Annotated in this window: 18 protein-coding genes; 7 read left to right on the top strand and 11 right to left on the bottom strand. The window is 44.3% G+C overall.

Annotation, left to right across the window (positions count from 1 at the left end; translation table 11 throughout):
• Positions 1–201 precede the first annotated feature (201 nt).
• Positions 202–1,803 (top strand): nitric oxide reductase transcriptional regulator NorR, encoded by a 1,602-nt coding sequence (norR, locus tag L4D79_RS00830; RefSeq protein WP_428646063.1) that lies wholly within the window; start codon positions 202–204, stop codon positions 1,801–1,803.
• A gap of 8 nt (positions 1,804–1,811) precedes the next feature.
• On the opposite strand, the gene L4D79_RS00825 is transcribed toward norR, so the two are convergent.
• From L4D79_RS00825 to L4D79_RS00795, 7 genes are all read right to left on the bottom strand, one after another.
• Positions 1,812–3,701 carry a methyl-accepting chemotaxis protein gene (locus L4D79_RS00825; RefSeq protein WP_428651669.1) on the bottom strand — a complete coding sequence of 630 codons (1,890 nt, stop codon included), beginning with the start codon at positions 3,699–3,701 and terminating at the stop codon, positions 1,812–1,814.
• Positions 3,702–3,913: 212 nt separating this feature from the next.
• Positions 3,914–5,257 (bottom strand): VpsR-related response regulator, encoded by a 1,344-nt coding sequence (locus tag L4D79_RS00820; protein WP_428646060.1) that lies wholly within the window; start codon positions 5,255–5,257, stop codon positions 3,914–3,916.
• 296 nt (positions 5,258–5,553) lie between these two features.
• Complete coding sequence (locus L4D79_RS00815; RefSeq protein WP_428646058.1) at positions 5,554–6,063, bottom strand: hypothetical protein; 510 nt, start codon at positions 6,061–6,063, stop codon at positions 5,554–5,556.
• 8 nt (positions 6,064–6,071) lie between these two features.
• Positions 6,072–6,746 (bottom strand): C39 family peptidase, encoded by a 675-nt coding sequence (locus L4D79_RS00810; RefSeq protein WP_428646055.1) that lies wholly within the window; start codon positions 6,744–6,746, stop codon positions 6,072–6,074.
• Between the two features lie 81 nt (positions 6,747–6,827).
• Positions 6,828–7,406 carry a hypothetical protein gene (locus tag L4D79_RS00805; protein WP_428646052.1) on the bottom strand — a complete coding sequence of 193 codons (579 nt, stop codon included), beginning with the start codon at positions 7,404–7,406 and terminating at the stop codon, positions 6,828–6,830.
• A gap of 179 nt (positions 7,407–7,585) precedes the next feature.
• Positions 7,586–7,921: a carbon storage regulator gene (locus L4D79_RS00800; protein WP_428646049.1), complete on the bottom strand. Its 336-nt coding sequence runs from the start codon at positions 7,919–7,921 to the stop codon at positions 7,586–7,588.
• Between the two features lie 41 nt (positions 7,922–7,962).
• Positions 7,963–8,547, bottom strand: coding sequence for a hypothetical protein (locus tag L4D79_RS00795; protein ID WP_428646047.1), 585 nt, complete (start codon positions 8,545–8,547; stop codon positions 7,963–7,965).
• 444 nt (positions 8,548–8,991) lie between these two features.
• On the opposite strand from L4D79_RS00795, the gene L4D79_RS00790 reads away from it, so the two are divergent.
• The 6 genes from L4D79_RS00790 to L4D79_RS00765 all read left to right on the top strand — a co-directional run bounded on the left by L4D79_RS00790 (position 8,992) and on the right by L4D79_RS00765 (position 13,882).
• Complete coding sequence (locus L4D79_RS00790; protein ID WP_428646044.1) at positions 8,992–10,026, top strand: transporter; 1,035 nt, start codon at positions 8,992–8,994, stop codon at positions 10,024–10,026.
• 125 nt (positions 10,027–10,151) lie between these two features.
• Positions 10,152–10,550, top strand: coding sequence for a DUF2750 domain-containing protein (locus L4D79_RS00785; RefSeq protein ID WP_428646041.1), 399 nt, complete (start codon positions 10,152–10,154; stop codon positions 10,548–10,550).
• A gap of 70 nt (positions 10,551–10,620) precedes the next feature.
• Positions 10,621–10,980, top strand: coding sequence for a HopJ type III effector protein (locus L4D79_RS00780; protein ID WP_428646039.1), 360 nt, complete (start codon positions 10,621–10,623; stop codon positions 10,978–10,980).
• Positions 10,981–11,568: 588 nt separating this feature from the next.
• Complete coding sequence (locus L4D79_RS00775) at positions 11,569–12,357, top strand: nucleotidyltransferase family protein (protein WP_428646037.1); 789 nt, start codon at positions 11,569–11,571, stop codon at positions 12,355–12,357.
• A 258-nt stretch (positions 12,358–12,615) separates the two neighbouring features.
• A complete protein-coding gene (locus tag L4D79_RS00770) occupies positions 12,616–13,401 on the top strand; it encodes a RelA/SpoT domain-containing protein (RefSeq protein WP_428646034.1) in 786 nt (261 codons plus the stop codon).
• Positions 13,402–13,597: 196 nt separating this feature from the next.
• Positions 13,598–13,882, top strand: a complete 285-nt coding sequence (locus L4D79_RS00765; RefSeq protein ID WP_428646032.1) for a Rho-binding antiterminator — start codon at positions 13,598–13,600, stop codon at positions 13,880–13,882.
• 88 nt (positions 13,883–13,970) lie between these two features.
• Here the strand turns inward: L4D79_RS00765 and L4D79_RS00760 are convergent, their stop codons facing one another.
• From L4D79_RS00760 to mrcB, 4 genes are all read right to left on the bottom strand, one after another.
• On the bottom strand, positions 13,971–15,257 hold the full coding sequence (locus tag L4D79_RS00760) for an L-cysteine desulfidase family protein (protein WP_428646029.1): 1,287 nt from the start codon (positions 15,255–15,257) through the stop codon (positions 13,971–13,973).
• Positions 15,258–15,593: 336 nt separating this feature from the next.
• Positions 15,594–16,157, bottom strand: coding sequence for an NUDIX hydrolase (locus L4D79_RS00755; RefSeq protein ID WP_428646026.1), 564 nt, complete (start codon positions 16,155–16,157; stop codon positions 15,594–15,596).
• Positions 16,158–16,237: 80 nt separating this feature from the next.
• Entirely contained in the window at positions 16,238–17,935 is a 1,698-nt protein-coding gene (locus tag L4D79_RS00750; RefSeq protein ID WP_428646024.1) for an asparagine synthase-related protein, read from the bottom strand.
• A gap of 198 nt (positions 17,936–18,133) precedes the next feature.
• Complete coding sequence (gene mrcB, locus L4D79_RS00745; RefSeq protein WP_428646021.1) at positions 18,134–20,485, bottom strand: penicillin-binding protein 1B; 2,352 nt, start codon at positions 20,483–20,485, stop codon at positions 18,134–18,136.
• Positions 20,486–20,655 lie beyond the last annotated feature (170 nt).

Below are 20,655 nucleotides of genomic sequence, written 5' to 3'. Positions count from 1 at the left end.
TATCTATTGCTACGGATGCTACATGCCACCCGAAATCTGCATAGGGTATTGCACTGACCGTGCCAACTTTTTATCACATTGAAAAACAAGGATTTTATTTTTAACTTCAATAAAAGGTGTCATTTTGACAATTAAAACACACTGTCAAATACACAATAAAATGTCATAATGACAGTGTCACAGTTAATCAAAGGCGCGACAATGCTAAATACACCAAAAGAATTAACCCAACTCGCTTTGGATCTCACTCAGGGCATTTCCAGTCAAGACCGGTTTGATCGTCTGCTCTCAGTCATCAAATCCCTGTTTGGTTGTGATTCATCCGCCCTGCTTGCTTTTCGCGACCAGCATTTCTCGCCGCTTGCGATCAACGGGCTTTATGAAGAAGTATTGGGACGGCAATTTGACATCAACGAACACCCTCGCCTTGAAGCGATTGCCAGAGCGGGAGATATCGTCCGCTTTCCCCATGACAGTGACCTTCCCGACCCGTATGACGGGCTTATACCCAGCCATCAAGGGAACCTGCATGTTCATGCCTGTATCGGCTTACCCCTGATTGCCGACGAAACATTAATCGGCGCCCTGACCATTGATGGCTTTGATCCCCACCAGTTCGACCTGTTTAGCGACGAAGAGCTACGAATTATCAGTGCCCTTGCCGCTGCGAGCCTGCACACTGCCTTGCTGATGGAGCAACTAGAGAATCAAGCTTTCAACATGCCAGAATCTCGCGGACAGGCCACAATCCAAGCAGGAAAATCATCCCAATCAGGAAAGGTTGAGATGATTGGTAAATCGAAAGTGATGGAAGAGCTGAGAAGCCATATTCAAGCCGTCGCCGCAACAGAACTATCGGTATTGGTATCCGGTGAAACCGGGGTCGGTAAAGAGCTGATAGCCGCTTCTATTCATCAATCCTCCCACAGAAGCCAGCAACCGTTGATCTACCTTAACTGTGCAGCACTACCCGAATCAGTCGCCGAGAGCGAGCTATTCGGTCACGTCAAAGGGGCTTTTACCGGCGCAATCAGTGACCGCAAGGGCAAGTTCGAAATGGCAGATGGCGGCACACTGTTTCTTGACGAAGTCGGCGAATTACCCCTATCCCTGCAGGCAAAGCTGCTACGGGTACTGCAATATGGCGACTTGCAGCGGGTCGGTGACGATAGTGTACTGAAAGTAAACACCCGGATTGTCGCTGCGACCAACCGCCAGCTCCATGAGGAAGTGAAAGAGGGTAAGTTTAGGGCAGATCTCTACCACCGATTAAGTGTCTTTCCAATCATGGCACCACCGCTGAGGGAACGAGGAAATGATATTATTTTGCTCGCCGGTTTCTTTATTGAGCGTTGTAGGGGCAAACTGGGGATCAAGTCGATGCGACTGAGTAGTGAGGCAGTGGCGCAACTCACTGCCTACACATGGCCTGGTAATGTCCGCGAACTCGAGCATGCTATCAACCGTGCCTCTGTGGTTGCCCGGGCAGAATCGATGAACTTGGATTTCATAGAATTACAACCGCAGCACTTTGAACTCGTTAGTACCCCCCATGCACTTTCGAATGAGCCCCTTGCGGAAGGAACACCAACTGAAGGCTCTCCTTCACACCATGACCATTTAAAAAACCCAATATCAGTCGAGACCAACATTGGGCTTAAAGATGCGATTAACCGCTTCCAGTACCAGTTTATTGGAGACTGTTATCAGCGGAACAATCAAAACTGGGCAGCAGCAGCCAGAGAGCTGGAGCTAGATGCGGGTAACCTTCACCGTTTGGCAAAGCGGCTAGGGCTTAAATAAGTTAACCTCTACACAATAAAGGTCGATACCTTATCGTTCAAGCTTGCCGCCTGCTGACTTAGGCTTTCAGCTTGTTGACGAGCCTGATGGGCATCATCGGTTAACTGATCGCTGACATCCTTGATGGTGGTGGTATTTTGAGTGATCTCATCAGTTACATGAGTCTGCTCTTCCGCCGCTGTTGCAATTTGGGTTGCCATGTCACTGATCATCGCGACTGATGTATTGATTTGCTCCAATGCCACTGTCGCCTCATCGGCATCGTCCACCGTACACTGGGCCAGCTTTGAACTCGTATGCATCAGATCAACCGCCTTGGTGGTGATCTGCTGCAAGGTTGCAATCATGCTCTGGATCTCTTCCGTTGAGGTATGGGTACGCTGAGAAAGCACACGTACTTCATCGGCAACAACCGCAAAACCTCGACCTTGCTCTCCGGCACGGGCCGCTTCAATAGCCGCATTCAGTGCCAGTAAATTTGTCTGTTCAGCAATCCCCTGAATGGTAGACAAAATACTGTTAATCCCCTGGGCGTGCTCATTGAGCTGGCCGATCACTGTGGTAGCTTCACTTACCTCATTAGCCAGGTTAGAAATCGAATGGCGACTTTGAAGAACCAATTCACGACCGCTGTTGGTATGGGAGGTTGAGTCTTGTGCTGCTCGAGCAGTTTGCTCCGCGTGTGATGCAATCTCTTGGGTTGCAGAGGCCATTTCCGTAACAGCCGTAGCAACCATGGTAATTTCATCTTGCTGACGCTGTAGCTCAGATGCTTGTTTATCAGCACGCACTTCACTTTGCGTTGCGCTTTCGCCCAGCTCTGCACCTTGTTTGCGTACATGGCCAATAAGCAACTGAAGGCTGGCAACGAACTGATTGAAGTTTCGCGCGAGTTCACCCACTTCATCTTCAGTATCGATATTAATTCGCTGGGTAAGATCACCACCACCTTGTGCAATGACGCCCAACGCGGAAGACACTTGCTGCAATGGCTTGAACAAGTACATACACAATAGATTAAACAAGAAGGCACAAACAACAACGACGAGCAATGTCATGAACAGTTGTTCGTATAACGTGCTGTAAAGGGGATCCAATACTGAGTTGGCATCTATAACAATAACAGTCTGCAGTGCCTTGCCTGCAATAGGTGCGACATACAAATAGCTATCGGTGCCATTGATCACCACCCGCTCAACATGTCGACCACCTGCCAAGCGTGAAAGCAGCTGGCTGGTTAAATCGCTATCTTTGTAGTTTGTTGGCTGGTTCAGCAGAGAAGTATCGGCATGGGCAAAAATATTTCCTTGGTTATTGGCAAGAAACATATAGCCAGAGCCCGGCAATACAACATTATCCAGCTGGCTAATAATATTTTTTATTTCAACATCCGCCCCCAATACCGCTTGGTTACCCAGAACATTGACGGCCTTACCCATAGACACCACACTCGCGCCTGTCGCAGCGGCAACTGTCGGGTTTTCAACCGTTACCCTGCCATTTTGTGCAATGGCATTTTGATACCAATGCCACTGACGAGGATCATTATTGCCAGGCGGTAACAAGACCTGATTGGCATTGATTTGAGTGCCATCAGTGAAAGCCAAAAAAACATTATCAAACCCTGCCGAGTTTTTGGCTTGCCTTAGGTGAGCCGGGATATCTTGGGCCTCGATATCTTGCGGGAACGACGACAGCGCCATGGCTTTCGAGTCGATCCAATCAGTAACATACTCGTTGTAGGCCGAAGCAACACCACGTAATCGAGCATTAAGATCTTCATCCAGGCGGTTAAGAGAAGAGACAAATGAGAGTACAGTGACCAATGCGCCACCCAGGATAATGGCAATACTTGCTGATACCGCAAGCTTCTGCCGCAAAGATAAACTTAGCATCAGTTTCCTTTTATTAACTACTATGCATAAATTAATTCACGGCTCGAATTATTACATTTTTATCTTGTTGTGAGTATCACTTAATAGCATTTTTTAACCGCGAGAAATGGAGAAGCGACGCATTTAGAGCTATACCCAAAAAGCATTATCTTCCCACCTGAAATTCCCATAAAAAAAGGCCCCTTTCGGGACCTTTTATAAAGAGCATATCAATTTCACTCTCTTGCATAACCATTATTATAATGGCGGACATCTGGCACAATATTATGCTTATTTAGCAAGCGGTACATTGTCGCTCTTGAAACACCAAGATCTTTTGCTGCTGAAGCAACTTGTCCGCGATGGGTCTCAAGTACTGCTACCAACACATCTTTCTCTGCCTCATCCTTGATATTACGCAGACTTTGCTTGAGGTTAGACTTGCTGGGTAAATCAAAATGCTCGGCTTTCACTTCATTACCTTCAGCAAGCAAGGCCGCACGTTTTACCTGATTGATTAGCTCTCGAACATTACCAGGCCAACTATACCGCAGTAGTAGTTGCTTGGAGTCTTCAGAGAAAGACGAAGCCATTGTGCTGTACTCACGCGCAAACTTGGTCAAAAAGGTTTCGGCGAGCAAGAAAATATCTGAACCGCGCTCACGCAAAGTTGGTACTTTAATATGGAAGACATTCAGACGATAGAACAGCTCTTTGCTAAATTGACCATTGGTCACCGCTGCTTCTAAATCAGCACTGGTGGAGGCAATGATACGTACATCCCCAGAGGCTTCTCCTTCTAAGCTATCGCAGCTAGGAGCTTGCAGGTACATTAAAAGCACTTCCTGCATCTCTTTGGATAATTCATCAACATTATCCAGCATCAGTGTGCCATTAAAAGGTGTACCGTCTTCTTGGCGATAACTGCCATCAAGGAGGGCCATGTTATCGTCATCCTGACTCAAAGCCGCACAGTTTAGCGCAATAAACGGGGTATTCTTTCGCTTAGAGAGATTATGGATAGACTTCGCAATCAACTCTTTGCCAGTACCATTTTCCCCGGTCAGGAAAACGTTCACTTCGGTCATCGCTACACGACGTACCATATCACGCAACTGTTTGATGGATTTTGACTCACCGTACAGCCCCATGTCATGCTGCGAAGTGATCTCTACCCACGAGCTTGACTCAATCTCAAGCATACCAAGCTGATGTCCAATAGTACTCAGCATGTGGCTACTTGGAATGGGTACAGTAAAGTAATCGACACAGAAGTTATTGATGAATTGACAGATTGCATCGGTTTTAAGTTGATCCTTCTTAATAATTGCAATCCACTTCACTTGCTTAGTTTTGTTTGCCCTCAATGAAATACTATTCAAGCTAAAATCATTATTGCTTAAATCAACAACGCATATACACGGACTGTATTCTTCCAGAATTGAATCAACCGTACGTAAATCATAACAACAGTGGGTTTTCCATCCAGATTGTTCTAAAAGCGCAATCCAAGGTTCGTAGTTACATCCCAGTGCTACTAAACGACCATCTATTGACTTATTTTGACTTTGAGTCACCATCGAAGTCACCTTTTATCAACTTATATTTATTGTGTTTGTAATAAAAATATAGGTGACATTTTTGCGTTGTGATGCGTTTCAAATCTAAGAAAATACATCAAGTGTTTTGCAATTACAGGAACTAGAGGGTAAATGACAGAATTATCAGAAACTTACAACTTTTAAAATGATAAGAAAAAAATTGAACTTTTTCTCGAAGACAACCATATTACAAGAAATAAAAAAAAGCATTGTTAAGAAAACAATGCTTTACATGACAAAAAAGTACCAAAACACAAATTTATATTGCAATTGATTTAATAACCATTGTGTAAGATGGCGTGTTCCAATCGATTGTTGAACAAGTTTTGCCGATTGAAGCCTTCAATATCAGCCTCAATATCAAGTACTGTTTCAACTTTAATCGCAGTATTGTCTAATGTGTTTTGAACAACGGTACCTATAGCATCTTGTGTCGAACTTACATTGGCAATATTGTTTTCACCCACACTGATAACCTTTAAAGGATCATCATAATCATAGGTACGAGTACCTTCATGACTGGTTAGGATACCGTTACTGATTGTGAAATCAGCAACATGCGTGTTTAATACTGTTTCGCCATTAACTTCTGTCGTTACCGATAAACCAATATTAATAATATTATCGTTGACTGAAACAAACCCCCCTCTCAAAGACGACATTTCATCGTCTGTTAGAGTTGTTAAGCCCAAGTCATCAATACTAAGGAAACCAATAGATGCATGCGTAATGAGAGCAGATGCTCCTATTGCCGATGCGACAATTAACCGTGTTAACCTTTTCATACTAGCCTCTAATAATCATTACTACCAGGCAGAGTAATACTAAACGTTGATAATGAGTCTCTTACAACAGCCTCTGACACGGGTGATGGATTATATATATTATAATTATCTGCAGTGATAAAACTTCCCCGACCCTGTTCGACTCGGTTCTTCACCAATAAAACTGTTCCTTTATAGACTTGCTTAAAGTCTTCAATTGGAATAAGCAATGTCCCTCTAGATGGGTCGCCTAAAATGACATTTTTTTCGTTCATCCCCTTGATTACAACAAAATGCATATATCCATCAAAATTAACGATAGTAATTGCCGGTATACGCAAATCATGGAACTTATCTAGAGGTATATTGTAACCGTTAGCATCAAGACCAACAGATTCAAGATAGGATTTCATGTCTAGCATTGAAAAACCTTGTTTCTCTATCTGCGCTTTATCTCCATGCTTGAACATATATTCAAAAATAATATTTTCTTGGGATTCAATATCGTAATGATACGTAAGCAGTGACGCTACAGCCGCAGAACCACAACTGAAGTCATATTGCTGCCTAAAAACATCACCAAATAACTGCTCTTGATAACTTTTTACCTGCACATTATACCCCCCCCTACTAGGAAAGTAATCGAGTGCATGTGTACTTGTTGATGCTAATACGCTGATAAGCATGATAATTGACTTTTTCATACATAAACGCCTATCAAACAATATAATTGATGATACTTACACCTATAAGAAATCAAGAAAGGGCCTTTCGGCCCTTATATTTTAGTATGAGCCACCACCACCCGGTAGGCTTGCTCCACCTGAGCCAACAAGCGCTGCATTGGTGCTTGTAGTTTGTTGTACCATTGAGTTGTTACCCACGTTCTGACCGGCAATATTGATACCAGAAGCGCTTTGGTAACCCATATGTAGTGAGTTAGTATGATCAACTATTACATCTGTACCAGCGCTGCCTTTACAACATGCACCGCCATAAGTCACCGTATTACCCATTACCGCACCGTCAATCAAAGACTCCGCCAATAATTCATCCCACTCATGGTGACCTTTTGAAATTTCAGACCAGTCATTTTGAGAATTATCTTCGTAGTCAATGTCATAGGTATTACCGACATCTTTCATGATCAATTTATCGTTATCTTGATTGCCAACGTAATCTTCTGTATAAGTTTTCTTTACAGTTACGTCAGCATTCAATGTAGTAGTATCGTTGAAGCTTCCATCAATGGTGACATCATCATATTCGTCATAGCCGCCATAACCACCACCATAACCACCATTTGCAAGTGCCATAGGTGATGCGACCAAAGCTGCTAATAGCATAATTTTTGTTTTACGCATGATATTACTCCAATTTGTATTTGTATTTGTAATAGTTTTACAAGTCCGTTTGGTCAAGACTAATCTCACATTATTATTTCTATAAACCAGAAGCATTTGTTGTTACGCCCTGCGAAACCAAAGAGAAACTGTTTTGGTTTATTGCTGACAAGCTAATGCCAGCAAAGATAGACTAACAATTACTTCAATGTCAGGTTTATCACGGTTGCATTTTGAATTAATACATTACTACCGGTGTTTTGTACGATATTATAGACCCCAGATGAATTACTTAACGCCCCACCGTCGAGTATATTATTCCCTGAAGTATTGTTATACGCACTATTACCTGTAACATCGCCATACATTTCTGAACTTGCCTGAAGGCTTTCACTTTCTAATTCATATTCACCCCCACGAGAGTGGATCATGAACTCTTCAGATAATAATTCAGAACTTGCTAGAATATCCAACTCGTCAGTAGCTGTTGCACTAAAAGTAATCAATGTAGCCACTATCAGCGTTAAATATTTCATGACATCCTCCTGAGAGCTGCAAAGCAGCTCTCAGTTATGTATTAATTACCAGCCAATACCGCGTTAGTGCTAGCACTTTGTTGAACCAAAGAGTTATTACCCGCGTTCTGACCAGCAATGTTGATACCTGAAGCATTAGAGAACGCACCTGACATGTCATTGCTATGTGTAACAGTCAATGAACCAGCACCACCTGATGAGCCGTATCCGTAACCGCCGTATGGGTCATAGCTGTGCTCACAGCATGCACCACCGTACTCAACATCAGAGTATGTTACGTAGCCATGAAGTTCTGACTTAGCAACATGGTAGGTTTGCAGCTCAGTAATGTCGATATCCTGGCTGTAATCATTCATGCTGTTATCAGTCCACTCTTCACTGTAAGAGTTGTTAACATTTTTCATTTTAAGAGTATCATTATCTTGATTATACGAATCTTTGATTGTGTACTCTTTATCAACATCTAATGTGATAGTCTTATCAAGGTCGTCATTAAAAGAATCAGTAATTGTTTTATCATTACCGTTATCATATGGATTGTATGGGTTATATGGGTCATAACTATTCGCTAGCGCAAGTGGAGAGCTAACAACTGCTACTAAAATTGCGATGTGTGTTTTACGCATGGTCATACTCCAAATATATTTAGTAGTTATTTTCTTATAATCACCCGCCGTGTTTGCGAGATAACTTAACTATAGTGTTGCCAAGAAAAGTTCCTGTATTATTTTTAATAATTTTTTGTGCTTTTCATTCTGAACTTTTTCTTTTAATTCCTAGAGCTTATAACGTAATAAATATGAAAATCAGTCTCACTTTTTCAATATTTAGAATCCTGCTTCAATAAATAAACAATATTTTCATTTTCTCATTCTAGAGAAAAGATATAACATTTCTCACTTTCAAGACCGAGAATAAGATTCTTAAGTACCATATAAATCTCACCTCTACTATGATTTTCTTATCTGAAGTTATCAGTTTTTTATTACGTAGCTAAATTAGATAACCATATAAAAGCAATAACCACATTATTACTTATGGGTGAGCTAAGTGAATTAAGTGAGGAAATCGTGAGTACTTTCAATAACAAAAGCTTTATCGCGCTTCTTGCTTTGATATCTGGGACTGTTGCAGCGGAAACCGAGCAAGCAGCAGATTCAGCGCAGCCAAATCAAAAGCCAAAACGAGTGCAAACCTTCGGCGATCTCCTTGACCCCGATCTACCGGGTGTACTAACACCTAAAGGGTCATTTGTACTTGATACCAGCTTTTCTTTTACACAAAACTCTTCAAATACAGTATCGGTCGTTGGTTATACAGTCCTTCCTTCCCTTATCGTCGGGCTAATAGAAGCTAACGACACCGATAGAACAACGCTAACTTTTGGTCTTACTGGACGGTACGGTATCACCAACCGCCTTGAAGTTGAGGCCCGTATCCCTTGGGTCTATCGTTACGACTCTATCTCGCGAAGAAGCGTAAATTCAGGCAGTGACTCAGCCGAAACTCGCACTTTCAGTAGCAATGACTTAGGTGATATAGAGGCCGCGTTCAAATATCAAATTAATATGGAAACCGCGCCCTACTGGATTGCAGGACTTAGGTTTAAAACCACGACAGGTACTTCACCCTATGATGTGCCTGTAGATACACAGTTTGGTTTTGAAGAACTTCCGACAGGTTCTGGTTTCCCAAGTATTGAACCGAGCGTCACCATGATCATGCCAATGGACCCAGCCGTTATCTACGCCAATCTCAGTTACATTTGGAATATTGAAGATACCGTCACTTCAGAAATAGATGGTGAGTCTATCAGTAATAAAATCGATCTCGGGGATACTATTGGGTTCAGTGCTGGTATGGGTTTCTCAGTTAATCCTAAATTTTCATTCAGCTTAGGTCTCAGCCACAAAACCATTTTGAAGTCCAAAGTTGATGGGTCAACCCCTTCTGATTCCAAGCTGCTACAACTAGACTCCATATCAATGGGAGCAAACTATGCAATTAACCCAGATACAACACTGAATGTCGGTGTCAGTGCCGGTCTAACTGCTGATGCCCCTGACTTCCAGCTCACTGTTCGTGTTCCATACACCCTAAAGTAATCCCCAAAGTTAAAATTGCCTTTATCTAATAGCCTTACCCATCGCGGATAAGGCTATTTTCATGACTAAAGTCTAATTTTCCTCTATGCTATGACGCTACTACTATGTGTAACAGGAAAATAAGAATGTCCACGCCATTAGAACCAAGCCAAATTGAGCAGATTCAAGGTTATGATGCCGAAAAGCGTTATAAGTATTTGGTGAAAGAAGTGGTTAGCAACCGCGAAATCTGGATTCTGACGGATGAACATGGTTGCGTTATGCTCAATACCGATGACGAGGACTGTGTACCAGTATGGCCAAATAAAGAGTTTGCCGAGTCTTGGGCGACCGGTGATTGGGAAGAATGCAAGGCAGAAGCTATTTCCCTGAATAAATGGCATAGCCGTTGGACACATGGCATGGAAGACGATGAACTTGCCGTCGTTATTTTCCCAAACCAGGATGAAGATGGCCTAGTCGTGTTCCCTGATGAGCTGGATTTTGAACTAAAGCAGCAAGCAAAAAAGTCAGGTAACCGCTAATCACCTAATTGCGGCCAGTTACTCAGGGGCGATATCAATGTATCTCGCCCCTCTTTAAAGGATATTTGCCATGGAAGCACTACTAGCTAAACTGAAATCCCAACCTGACAACGTCTCTTTTGCCGAAGTGATGGCAATCATCGAGCAATTCTACACCTACCATCCGACTGCTTTTACCAACGGTTTAGGTAACGACACCCTCTTCAATGAAGCCGCAACCAATGAAGGATCTTGCCGGATCTTTGCGTTTGCCAAACTCAATCAGCTATCGGAAGCGGAAACCCTTGCTTGCTTTGGTGACTATTACCGCATCGATGTTCTGCAGCACCCTGACGCGACCGATCACCAAAACATCCGCCATTTCATGAAATATGGCTGGCAAGGCATCCAATTCGACACCGCGCCATTGGCTGAAAAGGCCTGTGCGTGAGAAACCTCTCCTCTGCGCTTACAATTTTTTCTGGCAATGAGAGCATTTCTCGGGTGGCTTCATAAAAAATGGTGAGCGTGAGGGACTGCCACATCCGTCGCAAAACTTAGTTGAACGTATCGTCAACCACGTCAACGGCACCATAAGCGCCAACAACCCTAGCATCATGGGTATTGGAGGTTGCATATATACAATCACAGCACCGATCACTACATTGTTTACAATGGTGTATATCGGCCATAACTTGCGTTTTCTTGCGACATCCGTCCCCCTCTGGAACAACATATAGCTACCCGCAGCCATTGCGAGCCAAATAGCCGCAAAAATAATCAATAAATCTTGTTGCATCATTTATCTCTTAATTAACATCACTGACGTATTCTACCATTTTGAGGCTCTATGACACATAAAAGGAGATATTCCTATTTATGGGCTAGCTCACACTGTAAATATGCTGATTGGGAAGCACGTCACAGGATGATAATTTGCTAACAGCTTTTCGACTAGGTTCATATTGAAAACCCAGCCTGTGCCCAGATATCTTACGTATACCGCTTGATGTTGAAGCGGTGATACCAAGGAGATCCAATGATCGCGAAGTCTTTGTTCAGAACGTGTTTCGTTCTGTTATGTGTTTTCGGACGTGGCCCCGTTGCTAATGCAGCAGTACCACAATTTACTGATTCGGAGTTTAAACTTCCATCCCCAACACAAGACACCAAGGATAACTTCCAACGCTCCCTTAGCGGCTTATATTCAATACCTAGCTTCCGGCAAGAAGCTTTAAGCCAGCCATACAACGAATTCAACGAGCTATATCAGCAGGCTCAAGCTGCCCAGCAAGAGCTGGAGCAACTGCTGACCCAAATCAGCCTTCATACTGCAGAACAACCTATTATTCCTGGTGTAAAATCGCGCGAACGTGCAGAGCAGAAGGTTGCCACCGAACTCCATGGCCAACCGGAAAAACTGACAGATCTAGCGCGCGGTACGCTTGTCGCCAATAACATCTCGTCGCTGGTCGATGCTTTTAACCACCTGAGTCGCGAAAGTACTATCGTCGAAACCAAAAATCGATTCAAACAACCGGCCTCTTCTGGCTACCGAGACCTAAAACTACTGCTACAGCTTCCTCAAACAGGTTTAATTGCCGAAGTGCAGCTCCACTTAGATACTATTGCAGAGATCAAAAGTGGCCCAGAGCACGGCATCTACGAAGCTATTCAGCACATAGAGCGCCAAGCCAGCCAAGAACAACGACAGTTAAATGATATCGAAGTGGCAAAAATCAAAGTACTAAGACAGGAATCCCAGCAATTATACCAACAAGCCTGGCATCAATACCTGCAACCAGAACCACTTGCACTGGCAAGTTAACAAAAATTTTGTAAAGGGGAGCCGCTGGCTCCCCTTTTATTTCAACCAATTGCGAGACTCTCTGTCAGCGGTCTGTTAACTCCCATCAATGAACTGTCCAAATTCATCCAGCGTTCAGATAACTTTGTTAATCTAGAAAGCATAGAGTAGCTAGCAACTCAAATAAATACGTCACTTTTTCTAAGCAGGCTCTGCCCGCTGAGATACACCCTTTTACGTATGATGCCTGATTTGATCGGGCAGCAAAGGAGTTGTTTGATGCATTTTAAATCTGTACTTCGAACGTGTTTTGTTCTGTTTTTCCTGACCCGCGGGTCAGCGATGGCAGCACCATTGATGGCAGACTACTCTGGAAATGATTATGAGGTATCACCGAAGCATTCTGAAGCCAGCAAAAAGTCGTTCCAAAAAAGCCTGAGCGGACTTTATAGCATTGAGACCTGGCGTGCGGCTGATATTCAGCAGCCATACACAAATTTCGAGGATTTATACAACGTCGCCCCTTCAGCCCAGCAGGAACTGGCTAACTTGATGAACGAAGTGGGCTTGATGACCAACACCAATATCGTGTTGCCAGATGTAAAGTCAAGAGAACGAGCAGAGAAGAAAATTGCCACTGAACTCAACGGTGATGCTAGCAAGATCACCGACTTGGCCCGAGCTTCACTGGTTGCAGATGATATCCATGGTTTGGTTGATGCTTTTGAGCTGATCAGCAAAGAAGCGACTATCGTGTCGGTTAAGAACCGATTTAAGGCACCGACTGATTCTGGTTACCGTGACTTGAAATTGCTGGTTCAACTGCCTGATTCCGAGCTGATTGCCGAAGTTCAATTGCACCTCGATGCTATTTCGGACGTTAAAAATGGTGAGGAACACAAAATTTACGAACAAATTCAGCACATTGAGCGAACTGCACTTAGCCAGAATCGCCTACAAAGTGAATTTGAAACAGCGCAAATTAAAAAGCTAAGAGCCACTTCAAAGTCGCTCTATCATGATGCATGGCAGCAATACCTACAACCGGTAAGCATCGCAGTATAATTCTTCCCCCTGAGGTCACTATGAATGACGTAGTGGCCTCTCTCCTAATAACAAAACACCTACTTTAATCATTTCAAGTTGTTTCAGTTTTAAGCGAGATTCTCATTTTTGACTACGCTTTTATGTGGTGGCTATGGAATCTTCACTCAACTTGGGGCCAAAACAACAACGCAGCCCCTAATACAGAGACCGCGTTATGACAAATCGTTACCAACCCGTCGACTACATGCTGCAAAATCATCTCGAACAAGCCTGTGACGCCCATTATGACGTATTGCTTGAGCTCAGAGACGACAGCACAGTGGAAGGGCAATGTATCAATACTGAGGTACACCCTGATCGTTCTGAATGGCTCGTGTGTAAAACGCGCTACCAGTACACCAAAATCCGCTTAGACTTCATAACAAAAATGAAGTCGTTAACGCCGGGTTCGAGCTTTTCCGAAGTGATTCCATCAACGCAAGCTATCTTCAAAAGCTAAGCCAAGTTGCGATACAAATAAAAAAGAGCACCGAAGTGCCCTTTGCCTGTGTACTTTACTGGTTCTTCAACGATTAATTACTGAAGAATTATTTGTGGACCATGATTTCCAAGATCTGGACATCTGTTTGGGTCATCGCACCATTGGCTAATGCCGACATATTGCGTATAGATGTATCAACATCATCAGCGACAATACCTTCATTACCTGTCACTCGGATACCATCAAGCGCCATCAGTGCCGCCTTAATAGCAGCACTCGCTGAAGATGACACCTTCATTGCACAACTGGTTTTTGCACCATCGCAGATGATACCTGTGATATCACCAATCATGCTGCAAATTGCATTGCTGATATGGCTGAACTGACCGCCAAGCAACCACGTCATACCCGCAACTGCCCCCATGGAGGCGGTCGTTGCGCCACAAAGCGCCGATAACTTATTCTGGTAGCTTTTAATATAGATAGCCATCAGATGAGACATCATCAAGGCACGCACTGTTGTTTCATGGTCAGCGTTGATATGCTCTGCAACCACCACAACCGGCATGGTCGCTGCGATACCCTGGTTACCCGAGCCCGAGTTGCTCATCGCCGGCTTCATTGCCCCGTCCATTCGGGCATCTGATGCAGCCGATGTGCGACGTAAAATATCAGTCAACAAGCCGCCAGATAGCAAACCTCGGTCGACATTACGCTGAAAAGTCGCTCCAATTTGCAAACCGTATTTACCAGTCAACCCTTCTTTGGAGAGCTCATCGTTTAATGAATAAGCCTGAGAGATAAATTCAATATCTTCTAACGGAGCGTTGAGGGCAAACTCGAAAATATCTTCAGCTGTTGCTTGCTCGAAAATGTTCTCTCTGGCGGTTGGTTGAGTGGTATTGGCTTGGTCTGCAATAAACACCGCTTTGCCATTTCTTTCAACAGACACAACCCGTGTATGACTATCGGCAATAATTACCGTCACAGTATCCGTACCATTGCTCACTGTTACCTTGGCAAACAAAATGTTGCTGACATCAGCAACACCTACCGATACCGCCTTGCTGTCTAGCAACCCTTTGGCTGACTCTACGTCTTCCGGAGTAATATTTTTCAGCACTTCAAGGCCCGCATCAGCATCGCCCGCCAATGCGCCTACTGCCGCGGCAATGGGCAAACCAACCATTCCGGTACCCGGCACACCGACACCCATACCATTTTTCATCAAGTTAGGTGAAACAAAAGCCTCTATATGAGTAGGAATACAATTTAGTTCACGCGTTGCCATTGCAGCAGCCAAAGCAACAGAAACTGGCTCGGTACAGCCCAGCGCTGGCACAACTTCACGCTTTACAGTCTCAATGAAACCATTCCATAGATGCTTTTTCATGTTCATCACCTTCATGACTTTTTGTAGGGTATCAGGCTTATTTAAATGCAAAGTAAGGATATATAAGCCATTGTCTTTATAAGGTTAATGTACCGCTATCTAGAGAAAAATATTTTCTTATTTCTCCTCTATAAACGAGCACATATAGAAAAACTTTCTCCACCAGTGAGATTGTGTGATATAAATCATGCAATTTAACGTCCAGCCGCAAATAAACACACTACCGCTATACCAAACTCAGTAATATTGATTTCTCGAATTTTAAGTACAAAAAAACGGCTCCATGGGAAACCGTTCTATTTGCTCGACATCTTAATTGCCTGCTTGTACTTTTTATCAGCTCGCCGCTTTTAGCGGTAACACGTCAGTTTCCAGCAATTCACTGACAATGGTTTTTAGCAAGAAGGTTTCACGCTCAATTGACATACCTTTTTTCTCACTGTTGGCAATGGTGTGCTCGTTATGGGCAATCGCATCAAAAATATTGAGCCAAACCGGTTTCATACCATTTTTTACTTCATAATCTTCCAGTTTTGTATCGCCAAGCTGTTCGTCAATGGTACAGACATAACAATATGAGAGCATGTGCATGATATCGAAGTCAGGCTTGTACCAAGGGCGGTATTCTTCGTAGATACCAAACTCACGGATGTCCCGAATGTTCTGAGCCCCCGTTTCTTCCTCCAACTCGCGGATCAAACCTTCAATCGCATCTTCACCGTCGTCAATACCGCCACCGGGCAAGGTGTAGTCATGGTAACGTTCGGTATACAGCATCAGGATATTTTCACCATTAAGAATGATGCCTCGTGCTGCCTTGCGATGAAACATCTTTTGCTGGAGCTCAGATGCTTCAAGGTGCTGTAAATCAGGGTGCACGGTTGATTTCAATAGTCGCATGTTTATTTTCCGAACGTTTCAACAAGCGGTGCATTCTAGCCGATAACCCTTCAATACCCAAGTCAAAGCATGTATCCAAATCACTTAAGGATATAAGTATTCATCCGCTTGACCATTGTCAGTCCTGCCGTGCAATCATAAAGCCTCAGCGCCGTCAGGGTAAATTGCACACCCAACACAGAACGATTGAACATATTTGCATTTTCACTAAATACCGTGGCTATTGCTTCTCGGAGTAATAGATTTTTTGTCTTTGTCGGTAAAGTAAACTGCCATTGAGTGGCTTTTGGTTTTTCAACATCAATCGGACAGGGAATATGACCAGGGTAGGTTTGCCAGGGGGTCAATAGCGCTTGGGGATAATACTGCTGCAGCCAAGCCATATATATACCGTGTTTTAATGCCCATTGAGTATCCATGGCGAACATCGCTTTGAGAACTGATTTACTGTAAAAGGGCAAACAAAAGTCCAACTGAAAACGATCTACCTCTTCGTACGGCAGTGCTAGATGGTGGTGCTGATCGTTCTCCCATAAGAACAACTGATATGCCTTGAGGAGAGGTAAATGCGCATACTCCTTAAAGCTCTCAAGAATATTCTCCCTGAGACGCTCTTGTAGCATTGCTCCCTGCTTGATTAAACGGTTAGGGATATAGGCCATCTGCTGCTCTAAATAGCAATCGACCAACAATTCAAGGTTCTCTTGTCGGCATGCCTCAAGAACGGCTTCCCCAGTGTATATTTGTCCGACGCAAACACTTCCACCATTTCCAGACCAGAAAAGCCGTGGCCGCGATAATTTATCGTAGTACTCAAAGCTCTCCGGCTGCCAGTGTTTGCCAAGCCGTTGCTCAACGGTTAATTCCTGAGTATCTGTCACCCTCACACTGTGAAGGGGGATATGATGATAGGCGGCGAACTGTTGCCCATAACTCGCATCCTGCGAATGGTTGCGCGAAAAGTTAAGGCACTCTAATTCGACTCCCCTTTTCTGCAGTTCAGCGGCAATTACCCGCGAATCTAACCCTCCGGATAATGTACTGACTGTTGAACTATCCGAACCAAGGTATCGCTCAATAGCTTGCTTGAAGCCGGTATCCAAACGCTCTATCCCTTCTTCCAGTGAACAAGGCGCTATATCGCTATCGGACCACTTAAAATATCGCTTTCGTTGAAGGCCGATAGATCCAGATTCCAGCATATTCAAATCAGAGATTTCTAACATTTCACCGGGGCGAGAGGCAAACACCTGATTGTAAGGTGTTTTACTCCCCAATGGGTAACCTAAAGTCGCTATTTCTGTCAACGCCTCTAGATTATTTTCAAGCGGGATCCCTAGCTCTGGGAACAGTCGCAAACAAGTGCTAAATATCACAGCGCCTTGAAACTGCATAAAGTAATAAGGCCGAATCGCTAAACTATCGGTATATATCGATAATTGTTGGGTCCTTTTCTGGTAATGCAATACACAGAAAGTCCCTTCGGCCTCGTTCAAGGATTGTTCTAGTTGTTGGCTTTCAAGCAGCGACTTCATATCGCTTTTAATACATGAAGTTAGCAATGGGTGCCCGGTCCCAACGACAAATCCCTTGTCATCGTCAGCCTTGGCTGCAGCGCCATAGCACTGATAATCAACCTGGCTCAAAAATAGGTAAGAGTCAGAATAACTGTGACGAACGTCATCCTGATTGCGTGATATGTGTCTGTCGATATTGTGCTTGACCGCTTCGAGCTCTGGTGTCCAGCGGGTCGAAAAAATGCCTGCGATGATGCTCATTGCCTACTCCTTTTATCTCTACAATGAGTAATACAATTTATGAGCCAATTAAACTGCAATATAAGCAACTGAAAAATATAGCTTTATATTCTTCTTCTTTGTCCCTGCTGTCTTTTTTGCTTATTGCAAACCAATACAGAAATAACAGTTAACTCCAAGCACTTAGAGTTAACTGTCACTGGATTTGACTTGGGTATATCAATTAAATTGAAAAAGGCGCTTAAAGAAGCTTTCGACCTTTTTTACGCAGCCTTGTTTTAGTGTCCCTTGAGGATCCCAAGCTGGAAGATGAGTTTGTCCTACGCAGCTTTGTGATAATACGCCACGTTGATCACGGTAGTAATCAAACTCGGTGATTTGTTCAGGCGCCCGCATAACTAAAGGCTCAGGGTCGCGACTTTGGATATAATCAGCATACAAACGCAGCGGCCCTGAAGAGCCAGTCAGTTTAACAGATTTGTTATCATCCCTTCCCATCCAAACAGTCACCACTTCGCGGCCATCAACACCGACATACCAGCTATCACGGCCTTTATCAGATGTACCGGTTTTCCCCGCCAAGCGTGAAGACGGCAAGATTTTATTGAGGTAGCGCCCTGTCCCTTCACTCACCACACGTTGCAAGCCATACATCGTTAGCCAAGAGGCTTGCTCCGAAACTGTCTGGGTAGAGACGGGTAATGACTGATAAAGTATGTTGCCTTCATTATCCACCACCGCGCCCAGAGCAGATAACTCTGATCGATGTCCACCGCTGGCAATGGTTTGGTACATCTGGGTGACTTCGACCGGTGTCAGGGTAAATGCGCCAAGCAGTATCGACGGCAACTTCGGCACCTCGTTTTTATCAATGCCCAATTTTTCCATGGTACTGATCACTTCATCCAAGCCAACAGCCATGCCTAAATTCACTGTCGGGATGTTGTATGATTTTGCCAACGCTGTATAAAGTGGCACCTCACCACGATATTGACGATCGTAGTTTCGCGGTGACCAATTTTCCCCATTCTGGCCTTTTAGTGTCAATGGCCGGTCTTGAAGACTTGTTGAAAGGGAAAAACGCTTCGGCCGTTCCAACGCCGCTAGATATACCGCAGGTTTTACCACAGAGCCAATCTGACGCTTGGCATCAACGGCACGGTTGAAGCCGTCGTATCCAGGACGGGATCCGCCAACCATAGCGCGTATCTCACCGGTGACTCTATCGGCAATAACCACTGCAGTCTCTAGCTGGTCACCGGCTTTAGATTCAAGCTGCGGTATCACTTTACGCACAGACTGCTCAGCCATCTTCTGGGAGCGAGGGTCCAATGTTGTAAAGAGCCTTAGCCCCTTTCCTGCCTGATAATTTTTCACTTTTGCAGCCAGTTCGCGCTGTAACTGACCAAAATACGCAGGCTGGCGGTTTGAGATCGTTCCTTTGTCTTGAATGTCGAGCGGTTTCTCAACAGCGGCCAGATAATCATCCTGCTCCAACACCCCGTTTTCAAACATCAACTGCAATACCAGATCTCGACGACGCTTGGTACGCTCTGGATAACGCCATGGGTTGTAATATGATGGCCCTTTAACCAAACCAACCAGCAACGCTTGCTGATCGACCCGAAGTTCTGACAACGGCAAGCCGAAGTAAAAACGCGAACCGAGCTCGAAACCATGCACTGCATCGCGACCGCTTTGGGCCAAATATACCTGATTCAGATAGGCATCCAGAATCTGATCTTTGCTGTAGCGATAATCAATAATTAGTGCCATATAGGCTTCACGCGCTTTTCGCCATAGGCTGCGTTCACTGGTCAAAAACATATTCTTGGCCAATTGCTGAGTCAGGGTACTTCCCCCCTGTACAGTCCGACCCGCTTTGAGGTTAGCAATAAATGCCCTTGCTATCGCTGTCGGTGAAATACCGTCGTGCTGATAAAAGTCGCGATCCTCTGTTGCAATCAAGGCGTCGATCAAGGCTTCTGGCATCTCATCCATCGGACGGTAAAGACGCTGTTCGTCGGTCTTCGCTTCCAACATGCCCAATAGCTTAGGTTCAACGCGGATATAGCCTAGCTCTCGGTTTGTCTCCGCCTCAACGATTGATTTAACCTTGGAGTAATCAAACTCAACAACAACATGTCGAGCTTCATGTTGACCATCGCGAAATTCAAATGGACGGCGGATCAACTCCACCTTCAAGCGGCTGGTCGCATACTCTCCCGGGCGAGACGGCTTGCTGACCTTACGGTATTTCAGTGCCTCAAGTTCGTTGATCAAATCGTCATAGCGGATCACCGCACCTGGCTGTAGTGCCAATTCACGCGCATATACAACAGAAGGTAATTGCCACAATTGCCCCTCGAACTTTGCTGTCACTTCATCATTAATATCGACACCCATTTTTACCACCCCACCGGCGGTAAGCAGACATACCCCCATAACCGCAAATTTCAATTTACGGTAAGAGCGGCGAGGCTTAACACTTTTCTTTGGTGCCGAGGATTCAGATGATGAGATACCCAGTTCTGTTATTTGAGGCTCAATACGCTTCTGTTGCTTGGTCATAATGTCGCTTTCGTTACAAATTCGCGCCGACCTTACCGCAAGGTTCAGTTAATTTTGTCAGTACTTTGTCAAAGCATATTGGTCCTTTATTCAAACCTGACCATCATAAACGACCTAACTCTACCTCACGGCTGGAAATTATCGGTAAAATCACGCAAAATACGCGCCCC

It is taken from the genome of Photobacterium satsumensis (assembly GCF_050336935.1).
Classification (GTDB): Bacteria; Pseudomonadota; Gammaproteobacteria; order Enterobacterales; family Vibrionaceae; genus Photobacterium; species Photobacterium satsumensis.
This window is presented reverse-complemented; position numbering and strand designations above follow the sequence as displayed.

Bases quoted from the DNA above. Each gene is read 5' to 3' on its own strand.
- norR (WP_428646063.1), top strand. From the start codon at position 202: ATGCTAAATACACCAAAAGAATTAACCCAACTCGCTTTGGATCTCACT.
- L4D79_RS00820 (WP_428646060.1), bottom strand. From the start codon at position 5,257: ATGGTGACTCAAAGTCAAAATAAGTCAATAGATGGTCGTTTAGTAGCA.
- L4D79_RS00815 (WP_428646058.1), bottom strand. From the start codon at position 6,063: ATGAAAAGGTTAACACGGTTAATTGTCGCATCGGCAATAGGAGCATCT.
- L4D79_RS00810 (WP_428646055.1), bottom strand. From the start codon at position 6,746: ATGAAAAAGTCAATTATCATGCTTATCAGCGTATTAGCATCAACAAGT.
- L4D79_RS00805 (WP_428646052.1), bottom strand. From the start codon at position 7,406: ATGCGTAAAACAAAAATTATGCTATTAGCAGCTTTGGTCGCATCACCT.
- L4D79_RS00800 (WP_428646049.1), bottom strand. From the start codon at position 7,921: ATGAAATATTTAACGCTGATAGTGGCTACATTGATTACTTTTAGTGCA.
- L4D79_RS00795 (WP_428646047.1), bottom strand. From the start codon at position 8,547: ATGCGTAAAACACACATCGCAATTTTAGTAGCAGTTGTTAGCTCTCCA.
- L4D79_RS00785 (WP_428646041.1), top strand. From the start codon at position 10,152: ATGTCCACGCCATTAGAACCAAGCCAAATTGAGCAGATTCAAGGTTAT.
- L4D79_RS00780 (WP_428646039.1), top strand. From the start codon at position 10,621: ATGGAAGCACTACTAGCTAAACTGAAATCCCAACCTGACAACGTCTCT.
- L4D79_RS00775 (WP_428646037.1), top strand. From the start codon at position 11,569: ATGATCGCGAAGTCTTTGTTCAGAACGTGTTTCGTTCTGTTATGTGTT.
- L4D79_RS00770 (WP_428646034.1), top strand. From the start codon at position 12,616: ATGCATTTTAAATCTGTACTTCGAACGTGTTTTGTTCTGTTTTTCCTG.
- L4D79_RS00765 (WP_428646032.1), top strand. From the start codon at position 13,598: ATGACAAATCGTTACCAACCCGTCGACTACATGCTGCAAAATCATCTC.
- L4D79_RS00760 (WP_428646029.1), bottom strand. From the start codon at position 15,257: ATGAAAAAGCATCTATGGAATGGTTTCATTGAGACTGTAAAGCGTGAA.
- L4D79_RS00755 (WP_428646026.1), bottom strand. From the start codon at position 16,157: ATGCGACTATTGAAATCAACCGTGCACCCTGATTTACAGCACCTTGAA.
- L4D79_RS00750 (WP_428646024.1), bottom strand. From the start codon at position 17,935: ATGAGCATCATCGCAGGCATTTTTTCGACCCGCTGGACACCAGAGCTC.
- mrcB (WP_428646021.1), bottom strand. From the start codon at position 20,485: ATGACCAAGCAACAGAAGCGTATTGAGCCTCAAATAACAGAACTGGGT.